At 29.1% G+C, this 18,864-nt stretch carries 6 protein-coding genes; all 6 read left to right on the forward strand.

All coding sequences use genetic code 11. The annotated features are described in order from the left end of the window. The first annotated feature begins 2 nt into the window (after positions 1 to 2). The 6 genes from DS884_RS17300 to DS884_RS17325 are packed head-to-tail and all read left to right on the forward strand — an operon-like array spanning position 3 to position 18,859. A complete protein-coding gene (locus DS884_RS17300; protein WP_113787647.1) occupies positions 3 to 3,185 on the forward strand; it encodes a baseplate J/gp47 family protein in 3,183 nt (1,060 codons plus the stop codon). Beyond that, a complete protein-coding gene (locus tag DS884_RS17305; protein WP_113787648.1) occupies positions 3,173 to 5,908 on the forward strand; it encodes a hypothetical protein in 2,736 nt (911 codons plus the stop codon). Before DS884_RS17300 ends, DS884_RS17305 begins: the two co-directional genes overlap by 13 nt. 45 nt (positions 5,909 to 5,953) lie before the next feature. Then, the gene (locus DS884_RS17310) at positions 5,954 to 11,080 is read left to right on the forward strand and encodes a PKD domain-containing protein (protein WP_113787649.1); all 5,127 of its coding nucleotides are present in this window, start codon (positions 5,954 to 5,956) and stop codon (positions 11,078 to 11,080) included. Next, entirely contained in the window at positions 11,077 to 13,284 is a 2,208-nt protein-coding gene (locus DS884_RS17315; protein WP_113787650.1) for a contractile injection system tape measure protein, read from the forward strand. The genes DS884_RS17310 and DS884_RS17315 overlap by 4 nt, the downstream gene beginning before the upstream one ends. A 16-nt stretch (positions 13,285 to 13,300) precedes the next feature. Then, positions 13,301 to 14,692 (forward strand): DUF4157 domain-containing protein, encoded by a 1,392-nt coding sequence (locus tag DS884_RS17320; RefSeq protein ID WP_113787651.1) that lies wholly within the window; start codon positions 13,301 to 13,303, stop codon positions 14,690 to 14,692. Positions 14,693 to 14,695: 3 nt separating this feature from the next. Next, positions 14,696 to 18,859 (forward strand): DNA/RNA non-specific endonuclease, encoded by a 4,164-nt coding sequence (locus DS884_RS17325; RefSeq protein ID WP_113787652.1) that lies wholly within the window; start codon positions 14,696 to 14,698, stop codon positions 18,857 to 18,859. Positions 18,860 to 18,864: the final 5 nt, after the last annotated feature.

An 18,864-nucleotide genomic window follows, 5' to 3' on the forward strand; every position in this document is an offset into this window, starting at 1 on the left:
ACATGAGTAAAATCATTCCTAATATATTACAACGAAACGGAACAGGACAAGAACAGCGTACTATAGATGCGTTAGATCCTGAAAATTTCGAACTTCATGATTTTACGATTGAAGATTGGATTTTATTTGCGTATAATTTTGCTGAGAAATTAAATTATTTCTCTACAGAAAATCATGAAGTAGCATCTGGAAATTGGAAAGTTTTTTTTAACAAACTAACAACATCTCAAGTGCCTTTTAGGGGTACTCGTGAATATGGAAAGCTAAAAGAAAATATAACAACAATACTTAATGATTTTACGAAAGAAGCTAGACTTTCTCCACATTTAACTTTATTTGTTTGCTTCTTAAAGTTGTTAGAATTCTCAAAAGAAAGGTTTAATAAGTTAACGAAACGTCATTTAGATTTTTATTACAAAGAAATTCTTCAAGTAAATAATAAAGAAGCAATACCAGATCAAGCGCATGTAATTTTTGAATTAGCTAAAAAAATAACGAATCAACAGGTTAAAAAGGAAACCTTACTAGATGCAAAAAAAGATATTTCAGGAAATTCTTTAATGTATAAAACGGATGAAGATCTAATTGTAAACAAAGCCAAAGTAGGGGCTATAAAAACTATTTATAATAAAAATTCTAATAGTTTAAAAAAGATAAAAGTAAGTCATGTAGCGAATACAAAAGATGGTATAGCTGAGCCGCTTCTTGAAGCTGAACCGTATTGGCACCCTTTTGGGTATCCATCAAGTGGTAAAAATGTAGATGAATTACAAGACGCAGAAATGGGGTTTTGTGTAGCTTCCCCTATGTTATGGCTCCAAGAAGGAAGACGAGTAGTAACGATAACCATTAAATTTGATACTGATTTTGAAAAAGAACCATTTAAAGTAGATACGCTTATTGAAAATTTAAAGTTGTATGGAAGTGGAAAAGAAAAATGGATAGAGCCTACTCTAATAGCAATTAATGATGCAAATGATGGTGATTTAGAAGTTTCTGATGAAATAAGTTTCACATTTTTTTTAGGAGAAGATACAGAAGCGATAGTAAATTATGAAGAAGAGTTTCTATTAAAAAAATATAAAACAACACATCCATTAGTTCGTTTTGTTTTTGATATATCTAATAATACGGGGTATGATTTTTATAGATTTTTAGCAAGTAATACAGTTAATAAAATAACAATAAAAACTGTTGTTGAAGGAGCTAAATCATTAATTGTTGAAAATGATAATGGTTTGGTTAAGAGTAAAAAACCTTTTCATCCTTTTACCACTCGACCTATTGAAGGATCTAACTTTAGTGTTGATTATAAAGAAGCGTTTTCTAAAAAATGGACAAGTTTTTCAGTTAATTTACGTTGGAAAAATACTCCAGAAGATTTCAAAAATTGGTATCAAGCGTATTTAAAAAAATCAAGCTACTCTTCTATTAAAACATATGGGGAAGAGTTAGCAAAAGCTATAGCTAATAGAAGTTTACTAATAGAAAATGAAGGATTTTTCAAGGCAAAAAAAAGAATGTTACATGCAGCTGGTGAAGCGAATGAAACAATAGGAGAGATAAAAAAAATATTTACTAAAGAGGTATTAGAAAAAGCTGATGAAGATGAGGTTTTTTATACTGGAAATTTTACAGCTATAAATTCAAGTAATACTTATGATGTTCATAAAGCAGGACCTTTGAAATTAACATTAGAACAATCTTTTTTTCATGATTTATATCCTCGCTTGTATGCTTTGGCAGTTAGTTCTGAAAATAAAGATGTTAATCTCCCTAATGAGCCTTACACTCCTTTGGTTGAAACAATTACAGTAGATTATGTAGCTGAAGAAACTATTCTAGTGTCAGAAGTTAGAAAAGATGAAAATCGAATTCAACTTTTTCATGAGCATCCTTTCGGAGAACATGAAGAAAATTATGCACATAAAAAATACTTACAAGAAGAAAAAAATATTATAGATATTTTTGATAAAGATACTATTCAAACTTTTTTAGTTCCTAAATACTGTTTGGGAGGACATTTATTTTTAGGAATAGAAAACCTAGAACCTCAGCAAAATATTTCTTTATTGATTCAAGTTCTTGAAGGAAGTGAAAATCCAGAAGTGGAGAGTTTTAAAGAAAATGAAAAAGTAAACTGGTCAATTTTATGTAATAATAAATGGAAAAGCCTTGAAAATGAAATTATTTCTAATAATACCGATAACTTTTTAAAATCTGGAATTGTAAAATTTTCTATACCAAAAGAAGCTAGTTTAAATAATACACTATTACCAGAAGGATATATTTGGATAAAAGCTCAAATGAATAAATCATTTGATGCAGTATGTAAGGTTATTAATATTCATGCTCAGGCAGTTCTTGCTACTTTTAAAAATAATGAAAATGAAGTAAGTCATTTAAAAAACGGATTAGCTGGTGACACTATAAAGAAAATGGTAACTCGTATACCACAAATTAAATCGATATCACAACCGTATAATACTTTTGGAGGAAGCACCCTAGAGTCTGACGATAATTTCTATCGAAGAATTAGTGAACGTCTTCGCCATAAGAATAGAGCTATAACTCTTTGGGATTACGAGCATTTAATTCTTCAACAATTTCCTGAAATCTATAAAGTAAAATGTTTAAATCATACTTCAAAAACAAGTTTTACTGCGGCAGGTCATGTTACACTTGTAGTAATTCCTGATACAGTAAATAAAAATGTGTTTGATATTTATCAACCAAGGGTAAGTAAAGCAACATTAAATAGTATTACTAATTATATAAATTCATTAAATACATTACATGTAAATGCAGTAGTAATGAACCCTATTTATGAAGAGGTAAGTATAGGATTAGAGGTTAGCTTCTATAAAGGTTTTGACGATAATTTTTATACAGAACAATTAAAATTAGATATCACAAAATTTTTATCTCCTTGGGCTTATGATGAAGCAAAAGAAATAACTTTTGGGCTTACATTACATAAAAGTGTATTGATTGATTATATAGAAAAACTATCCTATGTAGATTATTTACAAAATGTAAAAATGAATGGAGATGCTACTATTTATAAGATTACACCTAGTAATCCAAAGTCAATAGTAGTATCAGCAAAAAAACATACGGTAAGCACAATATTAACTACCTGTAAAGGAACTAAAAAAATTATAGAGCAAACATGTCAGTTATAAACGAACCTATAAGTATTCCAAAAAATATTACTACTAAAGATGATTTAGATTTTTCTTTTTTAAGAAAAGAGGGGATTTCTTATCTAGAAAGTTTTGGAGGTAAGTTATGGACTGATTTTAATTCTCACGACCCAGGAGTCACTATTTTAGAAATGTTATGCTATGCAATTACTGATTTAGGAATGCGAATGAATACACCTTTAGAAGATTTGTTGGCTTCTAAAAACCCTGATTTATCATTACAAGCTCAGTTTTATAAAGCTTCTGAAATTCTTCCGTCTAAACCAGTTAATGAGTTAGATTATAGAAAGCTATTTATTGATATAAAAGGAGTGAAAAATTGTTGGCTACGAATTTATGATAAACAAGTACATGTAGATTGTAAAAACAACAAATTAGCCTATAAAAAGTTTACTAATATTTTACCAGAATTTCAAAAGAAATTCAAATTAAAAGGGCTGTACACTTTATTAGTTGATTTAGAAGAAGGGTACTCAGATGAGTTGTTTTCAACTATTAAAACAATATATCATCAAAATAGAAATTTATGTGAAGATTTAATTGAAGTAAAACAAGTAGAAGAACAGCCAATAGCTATTTGTGCTAATGTAGATGTAGTTCCTGAAGCAGATGAAGAAAAGATATATGCCACTATTCTGTTTGAAATTGAAAATTATTTATCGCCTTCATTACAAGTTTATTCTGTTCAGCAAATGTTAGATAAAGAATATACTACTGATGAAATATTTGATGGCCCTATTTTAAAAAATGGATTTATTAATACTGAGGAACTTAAAAATGCAGATTTAAGAAAAGAAGTACGCCTTTCAGATATAATGAAATTGATTATGAATGTAGAAGGGGTTAAGCTTATTAAAGATATTTCAGTTGGTTTTTGTGATGAGAGTTTAACTCAAGAAAACAAGTGGGTAGTTTGTATTGATAAAGATAAAAAACCTGTTTTATGTGATAAGAGTTCTTTTAATTTTAGTAAGGGGTTTCTTCCTTTAAATTTAAATTATGAAAGAGTAAATACATATTTAGAACAACTAAAAGAAGACGATAAAGAAGCGCAAAAAATAGCTGATACTGATAAAGATTTACCACTTCCTAAAGGAAATGTTGTGGCATCAAATGAGTATACTACAATTCAAAATGATTTTCCAGATACGTATGGGATTGGGCAAGAAGGATTGTCTGTTCATGTTACAAATGAAAGAAAATCAAAAGCAAAGCAATTAAAAGGATATTTAACTTTCTTTGATCAAATTTTAGCAACTTATTTTAAACATTTATCAGAGGTAAGAACACTATTGTCTGTTAGTGGGCAAGAGAAAAGAACTTACTTTACGCAAGCGATAAAAGATATTAAAGATTTTGAATCCATAGCTAATGAATACCCAGAATCAAATGATGCTGAGTTAACAAAATTACTATTAGGTCAGTTTGATAATAATATAGAAAGAAGAAATTCTATTTTAGATCATTTATTAGCACGTTTTGCTGAAAGATTTGGTGAATACACATTTATAATGAAAGCTTTGTATGGAACTGCTACTGATGAAATTGTATTATCAAATAAAGAAGCATTTTTAAAAGATTACAAAGTAATAAGTAGTGACAGGGGATTGGCTTTTAATTATTATAAACAATCTGAAGAAGGGTTATGGGGTACAAATAATGTTTCAGGTTTTCAAAAGCGTATAGCTCGTTTAATGGGGATTTCTAATGAAAAAAGAAGGCATTTAACAGAAACTAACGTTGAAGTATATGACTTATTAAATAGCCATAATAAAACTGTTTATAGATGGAGGTTAAAAGATAATGATGGTGCTATTTTATTGTCAGCTACAGAAAGCTATACGAAGGTGGCATTTGCTATAGAGGAATTATATTTTGCAGTATTACAAATAGTTCAAACTAGTGAAAGTGAAATAGAAAAAGCGTTCGAAATTGGGATAAAAGATAATACAGAAATAGGATTTATAAGAATACATAAATCAACACCTTCAAAACCTTCTATTCCAGTAAAATATTCTTTTGATGTTATCAACCCTGAAAAACCAGAAAGTAGTTCTGATTATATTATAGCAAAACAATTCAAGTATCATACGAGTCTTAATGATTTAAAAGAGGCATTACTTACTGTAGTTTCTTTTATGAAAAAAGATTTTACAGAAGAAGGAATGTTTTTAGTAGAGCATATGTTATTACGACCTGATGTAAATAGTAATGATTCAGTAAACTTTTTACCTATTTGTGCAGATGATTGTGCAGATTGTGGAACAATAGACCCATATTCATATAGAGTAAGTATTGTACTTCCAGGTTATACATATCGCTTTTCAAACCCTGATTTTAGACGCTACATGGAAGATGTTATTAGGCAAGAACTGCCAGCTCATGTTCTACCAAGAATATGTTGGGTAGGAGAACGAAAAGGTACAGTTGCAGATGATGATAACGATTTGCTACAATTTGAAGACTCTTATAAAAAATACTTGTTTGCTAAAACGAATTCGGAACAAAAACAACCTATAGAAGGGAATGAACTACAAGATTTAATGAACGCAATGCAAAAGTTAAATACTATTTATCCTGTAGGGAGATTAACAGATTGTAATGCGGAAGATGAAGCTTTAGATGGAAGAATCATATTAGGTCAATCTAGTATAGGAAATATAACAGTAGAAAAAGAAAATAATAAAGAAATAAAGTCATAAAAATAGTACGTGTTTATTAATTAACACTGCCAAAACTTATTAGGTATGGAAACTAAACTAAAGCTAAAAGATATAACAACAGAGTACAGTAAATTTAATGCAAATCAGGTATTAACTGAAAAACAATTAAATACATTCATTGATTATTTTGAAGATCAAAATCGTTTATCTAAATTAGGTTTAAGTGGTGTAGGACTTGTTTGTGGTTTTGAAGTATTACCTCTATTTAATACTGATAAAAATGCAGTTACTAGTATTGAAATTACTCAAGGAACTGCGGTTACAACTGATGGAGATTTAGTACAGTTTTTTGATTTAATAGCAAATAAAATTAAATCAAAAACATTTTCATTTTTTAAAAAATATGAAGATGATAAAGGTCAATATCCACGTTTTTTAAATTCTCAAGAAAAGCAGTTTAATTTATGGGAGTTACATAGTGAAAAGGATGATTCGTATACTGATTTAGCAAGTTTTGAAAACATACAAAAAATGACTGTTTTATTGTATCTAGAACAGTATTCAAAAGAAGATGTATTATGTAATAAACTAACCTGTGATAATCAAGGAATAGAGCAAATAAATAATTTACGTGTACTACTTGTAGATAGTGAAGATTTAGAAGCTATAGCTACTAGAGATGCTATTTTTTTAAAGCATAATTGGTATAAAATTAATAATGAATTACCAATAGTTGAGGCTAAAAGAGTTGTATTACATGAAAAAAACACTGAAACATTTTCTGATTTAAAAGCACAATTTAATGACGTTGTTAAAGACGAAAGTATTAGTACAGATTTAATTTTAGGATATGATGTATTACTATCAAAATTTCAAAAACCTTCAATTTCAGCAAAAATAAAATCATTGTTTAGCTTTAGTTCTTTAGCTGTTCCTTTAGATTTTCAATATAGATATGATGTTTTAAAAGATTTAATAGATACTTATAATGAAATAAAGGAACTATTACTTCATATTAATGTAAACTGTTGTCCGAGTATAGGAGCATTTCCTAAACATATTATGCTTGGTAAACTAAAAAAAGCTACAGTATATCCAGAGTTACGCCACCGTTTTTATAAATCAACTATTATAGGTAATGAAGATGAAAATCTTCAAAAAGTAGCGCTTTTAATAAATAGAGCAATTGCTATAGCTAATAGTTATATAGGAAAAGAAAAATCAGGAGAAATTGTAATTACTCCATCTCAAGCTCATACTTTTTTAAGTGACAAAGCTATTCCTTTTTATTACAATGTCTCTTCAGATTTTTTAAAGAAATGGGATTTCAATAAAACAAAGAATTACAGGGAAAATCAAAATTTAAGCTATCATAAAAGTAAGTTGTCTTCAGCCTTAGCTATTCAAAAACCATTATCATACAATATAGATAAAAATGATTTTTACAGAATTGAAGGGCATCAAGGTAAAATGTATCGAGAGGCATTAGAAAAAATACTAAAACTTAAAAAAGATAATGGATTAAGTTTTGATGTTAAAACACTTTCAATTAATGCTACCGAACAAAATATTAATATTAATAAATACGAGTGTGAGTTTGAAGATTTGAAAATGCTTTTGAATGCATGGAGAACAGAACAGAATTGTATTTTATCAGAAGTAAGCAAAACATTTTCAGCATTCAAATTAACAGACCCTAAAGTTAATTCAGAGGTAGATAAAGTTATTTCTAGAAAAAACAAAGGTGATTTTCTTGACAAAGAATTAATGGTTGATTCTGTTCTAATGGATCGTACAGAAAGGTTCTCAAGAGAGTTAGATTTTAAAGAAGAAGTTAAACACCAATATGTTACTAGTGTAAAAGAATATGAACTTTTTTTAGAAGAAGAAAATATAATTAAAAAGAGTTTGACTAAAGATAAAGACTCTCTTGGTTTTTTGATAGAACAAGTATTTGATAAAAATAAAAAAGGATCTGCAAGTGATATTATTGTAGCGTTAAATAAAGAAACTGTAGCTATTCGAGATAAAGATCTATGGAAAAAAGAACCAGAATTAAGCGATTTTATTTTAAAAGACGTTACTGAAACACTGGTGCATGCGTATGTTTTAGATGCTAAAGTGCCATTAAATATACGAGATATTGATACTAATGTTTTAGTGAATTATAAGTTAACAATTGAAGAGCTATGTAAACAAGTAAAAACATTACAAGCAAAGTATAATAGCACATCCTTAAAACTAACAATTAAACAAATATTGGGTTTATTAATAAATCAATTGTCAATTGTTTGCTGTTCAGGAAAAAAATTAGAGACACTACTTGTAGAAATAGATAAAAGAAAGAAGAAAATTTTAAAGAAAATACAACTTTCTGAATTTGTAAAACAACATCCAGGGTTAGAGCATAAAGCAGGTGTTATGCCTGGAGGAACTTTTGTAATGGTGTATGTTACAGAAAATGCTGCTGATAAAAACACATTTGATGATGTAGTGTTAAATATTGTATTTAGAAGACAACCTATTGATACAGGAAAAGAATTAGAAGAATTTCCAAAAAAAGAAAAAAAAGTATTAGGTAACACTGAAATTTTATATAAAAACGGGGGAGTAATTAATTTATGGAGTAAAAATTCAAGTGTAGAATTTTCGTTTGTAGACCGTAACTTTTTTGACTTTAAAAAAGAACGTTTTTTAGATAGAGATGTCGTTTTGGTGGGGAAAACACTTCCTGAAACGGTTAGCAATTTTTCAACTTTTTTAAATAGAACATGGTCTAGAGCAGGTTTGTCTAAAATCCTTAAGGCTGAAGAAACTTTAATGTTCAAAGACGGTTCAGTAGGAATGCAAATTTCAATTAAAGATCATTTAGTACCTAAAGATGAATACTTTTTTCAAATGTTTAATCCAGCAGTTTTAGGCAGTAATAAAAGGTTGTTTTTTGATGAAAATCAAGTGATTATTGATAACGCAACATTGAAAAATACTGTAGTTGCAGATTTTTCTTTGCCATATATGTGTTGTTCAGATTGTACTCCAGTAAATTTTGTGATACCTAAAGAACCAGCATTTTTAAGTCTTCCTGTAAAAAGTGTTTGTTTGAAAAAAGATACAGAAGTAGTTCCTTTAGAGTTTTTAGTTAGGCCAATTGATGGAGAGGTGAAAGCAATACTACCTAAAGATATTCAATCTGGTGTTTTTAAAGATCCAAATGATAATAAGTATAAAATTGATATTACTAAAATAGCTAAAAGTGCATTAGCTAAACCCATCAAGTTTACGGTAAATGATGAACCTACAGATTGTGAATTAATAGTATACCCAGAATTAGAACTGTTTGTTGGTATAGAAGAACCTATTGAGTATAATAAAGAGAAAACATTAGCAAGAGTTACTTATGTTTTAGAATGGAAAGATACTGAGTTTGTAAATGAAGAGTTTTTTAACTCAATTACCTATAGTTGGGATTTTATGGGGAATGGAACAAAAGTAAAACGCTCTCCTGTAAATAATAGAGTTATTGAAAATTATAAATTACCAATAAGTGAATTGTCTAATGAAGTTAATCCAGTATTAGAAATTTCATTGGGACCATGTCAAAAAAGTATTCCAATAAAAACGATAATTTTTGACACATTTACTCCTTCTGAATTAGCCATTCAGCCTTCTTATTGTTTAGATTCTATGGTTGAAAAAACAGTTAGAATTAAATTTTCTAATGTTAAAGGAGGCATAACACTTCTAGGAGATGATATCAAAGGATTAAAAATTGAGGGTGAAGAGTTAGTGATAGATGTGGCTGTATTTAGAGCGTTTGAACAAACTATAGAGTTTTTAGAAGATGGACAATCAACCAATGCAAGAATTGTAATTCATGAAGTAAAACAAATTTCAATTTTAGAAAGAAAAGAGTCAAGATTTATTTGGAAAAACGGACAATTGTTTTACGAAGCAGCCTTTGAAGGAGTATTACCAGATGGTGTTAAACCAGTAGGTTTAACATATGGATGGAATGTTAATGGTGTAAAATCTAGTAATGAATTGTTTAATCCACAGTTGTTAATTAAAGAGGGAGCAGAAAATGTATTTACAATATCATTAACCATTACAGATAATAATGGTTGCTCATCAACTGCTGAATTTATTAAAAGTATTTCATTTCCAAATTTCACAGTAACATTACCTGATGTAACATATTGTTTAAACGATAATACTCCGTATAAAGTAACTGTTGAGCCTGATTATGAAGGGGTACAGCTGTCAGGAGGAAATGTGAAGTTTAATAATGATAATAAAATTTGGGAGTTCATTCCTGCTAATTCAGGAATAACAAAATCAGGAGTAGTGACTATTAATATTATTGGAGCTTTTGCTTCAGGAACAGCTAATTTAATAGCAGCGCCTAAAGCTAATTTTACTCACAGTTTTGATGAAACTACCAAGAAGTTATCATTAACAAATAGTTCTGAAAAAGCAGATGAATATGTATGGACTATCAATGGAGATAAGAGAGATCCTCAAACTAAAAGAGTAACCATAACTGAAGACTTAAACAATTTTAATGAAGATACGATTGAAGTATCATTGACTGTGTTTAGCAAATGTGATGAGAATACTAAAACAGAGACTATTGAAATTAGAAATCCAAAAGAAAAGACATGTGAGGATAAAATTAAAAGTATTTTAATTCAAGAACAAAATACCTTTAAAGAGGAAGATAAATTAATTGAGTTAGATGATTTAGAAATAAAAAGAATAGTTGATAATGTAATAATACCAACTAAAGGGTTATATGGTTTGGTATTAGAAGAACTATCTGCTTATTTAAACGGTTCAAAGAATTCAATTTTAGAAAAGCAGTTTTTAATTTTATTAGATAATACTTCTGTATTATTAAATAAAGATAAAAGTAGTAGTGTTCTTAAAAAATATTATAGAAGCCAAGTAAAATTATTTATGAGTATTCTTCATTGTCAAGAAGTAAAGACTTTAGAAGATGCTGAGAAAAATATAAGTACTAGGTTAAAAAATATATTGGATACTATTGATACAGATTTAAGTGGCTTTAAAGAATCTGGAATTAAGTTAGATATAAATGACGTGTTACCAGAAATAGTTTCTTTAAAAACATTTTTAGAAAACTGCGCTGAAATCAATAAATCTGAAAGTTTAAAGAATTTTATAACCAAGAATTTAATAACTAAGCTATGATTGCGAAAACTGAACATAGCATAGAAAAAGTTTTTGTTGAGGTAAACACAAAAAGTAAAAAAGTAGCGAATGAATATAAAAATTCAATGGAAGCTTTTTTACAGGAAGAAGTTTTTCCTCTAATCAATGAATATTTTAATTCGTTAGAAGTTGAATCAAATTCAGAAATGATTATTCAACAAATATCGAAACTGGCTATTGAAGTTAACGTGTCAAAAAGAAATAAATCATTATGTTTTAAAAATACAAAACAACAAATAAGACAACAGTTTTTAGAAAAGTTAGAAGCAGTTTTAAATAAACCTGAGATGAATGAATTGGAAATTAATTCAGTAACTGTTTCGAATTCTAAAGTAAATACATTCTTTTATTTTTTAGAGAATGGCACTTTTCCTTGGTGGAATAATAATAATAAAGATTTTTTTTCTAAAAAAATATTATTTCAAATTACCGAAAACGAAAATTTTCAAATTAAGTTTTTAAAAGCTATTCAAAATGAAAAAGTAAAAAAACGATTAGTCAATCAATTTTTTGATAATGAACTTTGTTTGTTATTTCTAGGGATATTAAATAAACCAAAAGGATTAAATGAGGTTTTGTCATTCATTTCTAAAGCAAAAAAAATACCAGAAGAAAAGAGAAAAAGCATATGGTTTTATGTTGTGGAAGCAGTATTGGTAAAAGATTTTTTGAAGGTAGTTAAAGCAATTGAAAAAAATGATATTCAATTAAAAGATAAAAAGCAGCTGAATAAAATAGGTATTGAATTAAATGAAAAGCATACAGAATTACAAGGTGGATTTAATATAACTAGAGATGACTTAGGTAAGAAGAGTAATTTAAATTATGTTTTAGAATTTTTTTATGCAGCCTTGCCAGAATTAAAAGAGAATAAAGAAAGTGAAAAAGAAGATTTTGTTAATTCTAGTAGAGATAAGCTAAATGAAAAAAATATTAAAGAACAAATATTTAAAAAAGGAAAAGAGGCTATAAAAATAGATGATGTAGAGAAAGAAAAAGACTTTTTTTTAAAAAACAAGGAGAAGTCATTATTTCAAGAAAAGGGAAGTTTTTTGCCTGAAAAGCCAGAAGAGTTAGTTTTAAAAACAAAAATAAACAAAGAGAATTTAAAATTAGAAGGGTTTCAAAAAATAAAAGAATCAACTAAAGAAGAGTTCAATAGAATAAATGATAATTCGAAGACAGAAGAAATCAATCGTAGTACTAATAGAAAACCAAGGGAAGAGTCTGAAGTTTTGTCAAAGGGTGGTATAAATAAAGAACTTCTTTTTGAGAAAGAGAATGTGAAAATTAAGAAGGAAAATAAGGTTGATGTGGTTGATCAAAAAACTAATACAGTAACAAATAAATTAAACGTAGATAAATCTTCTGAAAAAAAAATAGCTAAAACACATAAAAAAGAACAAAAGGAGAAATTAAAGAATAAAACAGAAAACAGGAAAGAAAATGAATCCTCTAAAACAGTTAAAGAGGATGAAATTCTAGAAAATAGAAAGAGAATTATTCATGATAGATTGTATTCTAATAATTTTAAGAAAACTGAAAGAAAGTTTGAATTAGATGTAAACAAAAGTTTAAAGAAGAATGAAGAAAGTGAATTAATAGTTCAAGAGAGAATTAACATTCAAGAGTCGTTTGATGAATTAAATATTCAAATAGTAAAAAATGAAACAGGAGTTGCTAATCAAGCAAAATCATATTTTGTAGAAAACGCAGGGTTAATTTTAATACATCCATTTTTAAAGCAGTTTTTTAATTCGTGTAATTTTTTAAATGCTGAGAATAAGATAATAAAACCAATTCAAGCAGTTCACTTGTTACATTATGTAGCTACAAAGAAAGAAAGACAGGTAGAGAGTAATTTAGTCTTTGAAAAATTTTTGTGCAATGTTCCAATAAATCATTCAATACCTAGAAATATTAAGTTGTCTGAAGAATTAAAAGAGAAAGCAGAAGAACTAATGAAAGCTGTAACTCAAAATTGGGAAGTGCTTAAAAAATCGTCTCCAGATCTTATTAGAAATGAATTTATACAAAGGGTAGGTAAATTAGATTTAACTAAAGATAACCCGAATATTACTATTGAAAGAAAAGTGCATGATATATTGTTAGATAAGTTACCATGGAATTATAGTATGTGTAAACTACCATGGATGAAGGGGTTAATTTTTACAAACTGGTAATTTTAAAATTGATGTAATGAAACGAAGAATAAGAAAAATACAACCACAAATAGTAAAAAAAGACTCTCTTTTCTTTAAACCAAATATCCAAACAAAATTAAAAATGGGTAGTTCTGGAGATAAGTATGAGGTAGAAGCTGATAAAATGGCTGATAAAGTGGTTAATAGTAAAAATGAAGGAGGTTTATTACAAAGAAAAAAGGTGGATGATGAGATCCAAAAGAAATCATTAGCATCTGAAGTAACACCATTAATCCAGAAAATGGAAAGTTCAGAAGAAGAAATAGTTCAAAAGCAAGAAGAAGAATCTGTTCAAACAAAGGAAGAGGAAAATATTCAAGAAAAAGAAGAGGAAGAAATACAATCTAAAATAAAAAATTCAAAATCAATAGCTAAACCACAGTCTTCTTTTGAAGGTAAATTAAGAAAAGGAAGTGGAGGCCAAAAAATGGATGCTCAAACGCTAAGTGAAATGGAGTCAGGCTTTGGTGCAGATTTTAATAACGTAAAAATACATAATGATTTGGGCGCATCTCAAATGAGTAAAGAAATAGGCGCGCAGGCATTTACACATGGAAATGATATTTATTTTAATAAAGGAAAATATAACCCTAATTCAAGAGAAGGAAAGCATTTATTAGCTCATGAATTAACGCATACTATTCAACAAAAGGGAATGGTACAAAAGAAGGTTCAAAGAAAACCTGACTCAGCAGTTCCTGCTAATAATCAAAAAGATAAAAATACTTTAGAAAAATATAAAACAGCATTTCCTTTTTTTTATGCTTATATGAATGATCACTTTGGAGAGTATTTAACTGGGAGTGAAAAAATAAAAAAGGCTTTACTTAAAAATTCCGTTGGTATTTTAACTCCTGAAAAAATTAAAGAAACAACTGATTTTGAAAATGGAAATGGTCCTAAAATAGAATTAGTAGAGTTTTCGAACCCAAATCAAAACGGAGAATATTTTTATCAAGGGAATACAATTAAACTAAATTATAAACTAGTAGAGAAGTATGAAGAAGTACTCTCTAACCCTAATGCAACTGCTGAGCAAAAAAATGCGATTAGTATAAGTTTGAATCAAGTTTTGATAAATGAATTTACTCATTATGGAGATGCTTTAGATGGTATAGATGCTATACAAAATAATCAAGGACAGGTGATAAATAATCCATTACCAGGAGAAGGGGCTGAGGGTAATTTTACTTCGACTTATGATGAAGGAAATGAAGCCGTAGCAGAAATTTTTGAATTTTATGGTGCGTCAATGATAGATGGTTTACAAAACTATGCAGCACACGAAAAAGGTATTTACCTTGACCCTAATACCCTTAAAGAAATAGAAAAAGACCCTTCATTGATTGATAAAAGTTTAATACCTCCAATACCTAAAATAAAATAAAAAATGTTTGTAGCTAAACAAAATAATTCAAGTAAACCATCTTCATCATCGACTTCAAAGTCGAATAATTTTATACAGCCTAAACTAAAGGTGGTAAAGTCAGAAGATCAACAAGAAGCTACAAAAAACAAAAAGCAAGAAAAAAATAAGAAAACTAAAGAAACACCAAAATTCTTTGCGGCAAAAGCACAAACAAAAGGATTAGATACGGTAATTAATTCTAAAAATAAACAAAAAGAAGAAGGTAAGGAGAATTCAAAAGAGAAAGAAACTGGAGATGAATTAGTCGTAAAAGAGGTAAGTACAAAACAAGTTACTATAGAGAGCAGCAGTGGTAAAAATACAATAAAAGATGTAGTAAAAGGAAAAGGTGGAAAAGGATTGGTAGAAGCTAAAAATAAAGAAGAAAAACAAAAAGCTGAAGGTGAAAAAGAAAAAGGAGCTTTAGGTAAAAAAGTCGCAGAAAAAACAACACCAAGAAATCCAAAAGAAGATCCGAATTTTAAAAAGCTTGAAGGAAAACTAAAAAAAACATCAAAACAACAACAACAACACGAAGATTCAAAAACGTCAGCATCAGTAGCACAAAGTGCTGCGGTTTCTCCAGAGAATGAACGTGTGAGTATGGCACAATCTGGACAGGTTGAAGTAATGGCTGAAGCAGAACCAGGTACATTTAATGCGGTAGATTTTAAAGCAAAATTAATGAAACGCATTGAAGGAATGCAGTTGCCTAAAAATCAAGATGAAGCTGCTAATTTTGATGAGAATAATAATATTGATGAGGTAAATCAGTCTGCTACGCAAGATGTAGAAAATGAAAAAACTGCAGCAGCAGGGCCAGTAGAACAAACATCACAACAAGAGCCCAATGTTGGAGCAATACCACAACGAGAAGTAACACCATTACCTGCGGCTCCAATAGGGAATAAACCAGCAACGGCAAATCCAAAAAAGGCAATGCCTCCAAAACGAGGAAATGCAGAAGTTAATAAACCACTTGAAGATAATGTTGCTGAGGTAGACCAACAAATGGCAATGAATAAAGTAACTGATGAACAGTTAGAAAAATCTAACGAACCATCTTTTACGCAAGGTTTAGATGCTAAAAATGAAGCTAAAAAAGATGCGGCAACTGCGCCAGCACAATTACGTCAAAAAGAAAAAGGAGTACTTCAAAGCGCAAAAGCTGGAGCAACGGGGAAAGAGCAAGCAGGTTTAGCAGAAATGCATCAAAATAGAAGTAAACTATTAACTCAGGTTACAGGATCACAAACAAAAACTGGTGGGAAAGATACTTCGGAACGTACCCGAATTGCAACTGAAATAAATAAAATTTATGAAAACTCTAAAACAGCTGTTGAAAAAATACTTACTGATTTAGATACTACTGTAAAAGCAACTTTTAAAGCAGGAACGGAACTCGCTAAAATGAAATTTGAAAATCATGTAGCTTCTAAAATGAGAGCTTATAAAGCGAGGCGTTATAGTGGTGTGTCAGGAAAGTTAAAATGGGTTAAAGATAAGTTCGCTGGGATGCCAGATGAAGTAAATGATTTCTTTGTTACTGGTCGTAAAGAGTATATTAATACGATGGATAAGGTAATAACTAAAGTAGCAGAGTATGTAGCAACTAAGTTAACTGAAGCCAAAACAAGAGTTACTACAGGTAAACAAGAAGTTCAGGAATATGTAACATCGTTGCCTCAAAACCTTCAAAAATTAGGAAAAGAAGCCGCAGAAGAAATCAATGATAAATTTGACGAATTAGAAGATTCTGTAAATAGTAAACAAGATGAATTAATTGATAGTTTGGCAGAGCAATACATGGAAGGGTTAAATGCTGTTGATGCACGAATCGAAGAAATGAAAGCTGCAAATCGAGGTCTTATTGATGCAGCGTTAGGTTTTATAAATGGTATTATAGAAACCATTAAAAAATTGAGAGATTTAATAGCAACATTATTAGCAGAAATTCAAAATGCTATGGATGTTATTATGGAAGATCCCATAGGTTTTGTTACTACATTATTTGAAGGTGTAGGAAAAGGAATTGATATGTTTATGGCTAACATTCAAAAACACATGTTAGGTGGTTTTGTAACGTGGTTGACAGGGGCTATGGGGCCAGTAGGAATTACCATTCCAGATAATCTATTTAGTCTCAAAGGAATTTTCAGTTTGGTAATGCAAGTACTTGGATTATCATGGGATTTTGTACGTAAAAAATCAGTACTACTCATGGGTGAACCAATGGTAGTAGCCATGGAAAAAGGCTTTGAAATGTTTCAGATTATTAGAGAAAAAGGAGTTTCTGGAATCTGGGAATATATCAAAGAGCAGTTTACAGATCTTAAAGAAACTATTATAGAATCTATAAAGAGCATGTTAATTACGCAAGTAATAGAAGCCGGTATAAAATGGTTATTAAGTTTATTAATTCCAGGAGCAGGGTTTATAAAAGCTATTATGGCAATTAAAGATCTTATTGTATTTTTTGTACAGTCTGCAATTATGTTAATTCCATCATTAATTCAAGCTATTAAATCGTTAGCCAGTGGTAATGTAGCAGGTGTTGCAAAAGCAATTGAAAAAGGATTAGCAATGCTATTACCACTTGTTATAAGTCTTTTTGCTAAACTAATAGGTTTAGGGGGGCTTGTGAAAAAAGTACAGAAAATAATTAAAAAAGTACGTAAACGTATAGATCGTGCGGTTACAAAAATGATTAAGAAAGCTAAAAAGAAGTTTAAAAAATTAGTCAAAAAAGGAAAAGCTAAGGTTAAAAAAGGAGTAAAAGGATTGTTACAATGGTGGAAAAAGAAGAAAAAATTTAAAGCTAAAGATGGAAAGTCACATACTCTGTATTATAAAGGAAAAGGTAAAAGTGCAAAGATGATGGTTGCTAGTACTCCAACTGCAGTTGAAGTAATGTTGAATCATAAATATAAAGTAGCAGAAGAGAGTAAAAAAGCAGATATTAAAAATGCTATTAGTTTACATAAAGAAACAGAACAGTTAAAAAAAGAGATTGAAAAAGCTCCAGAAGCTAAACAAAAATCATTAACAAATGATTTAACAACTAAAATGACTGCTCTATCTAAGCTGATGGCTGGTATTATGGTTGAAGGAGACGAAGTTGTGAAAGAATTCTTGAAAAAACATTTGAATAAAAATGTTTACATAAAGTCTGGGAAAAAATTAAATAAAACTTTTGAGAAAGAGGCAAAAAAAGTTGGGTACGAGTTCTTTTCTGTTGATGATCCAAACTTACCAAAACAAATTAAAAGAGCAGCAGGAAAAGCTAAGTCTAACCCTGCTTTAACAATTGAAAGTTCATCAAAAATATTAAAAGAAGGGGCTGGTACTAGTAGTAAACCAGAACATGATAATTTTATTCCTAAACAAATTGTAATAGAAAGTGACACCAAAGGGAAATATATAGCTTCCTACGAAACACTTACAGCTGATAAGAAAAAAGGACCAAAATTTACAGTTGAAATTAGTTATGATCAAGTAGAAAAAGGCATTCCAAATAAAGTGCAAACAAGAAAAGTACATGGACAAAATTTATCAAGCAAGCCAAGTGGTATCGGTAGAGGTAAAACAGATAGCGCAAGTGTATTTCATAATGCGCATATTATTGGAGATCAGTTTGGAGGTTCTGGTAGAAATTCATCTTTAAATATTCACCCATCTTCTCCTGATTACAATACAAAAGATATGTTGAATGTAGAAAATCAAATGGCAGCTCACTTTAAAAAAAGTAAGCAGAAGTATGATTTAACAGCAACGGCTAAAATTACAGATGATCAAAATAGCCCAGATAAATTAAAAAATTTATTAGCTCAAGAGTTTGATAAAGATACTTCTAAAATAAAGTATGTAAAAGACGAAGATGATAAAAAAGCGAAAGATAAATTAATAAGTTCACTTCAAAAATCTATAAATAGAGATATGACTGGAGTTCCTGCAAAGTTTTTAAGCATTAATTACAAATCTACTGGTTTAGGAAAAGATTTTGCTTCAGGTTTACAGACAGAAATTACTGATGATAAAAGAGAGAAAAAAGCAGAAACAAAAGTGCAACCTGATAAATCAATTAATGTAGGAGAAGATGCAGGTTTTGAAGATACAAAAGATAAGTTTTTAGCTTCTAAAAAATAAAGAAT

It is taken from the genome of Tenacibaculum sp. E3R01, assembly GCF_003318185.1.
In the GTDB taxonomy this organism is placed as follows: Bacteria; Bacteroidota; Bacteroidia; order Flavobacteriales; family Flavobacteriaceae; genus Polaribacter; species Polaribacter halocynthiae.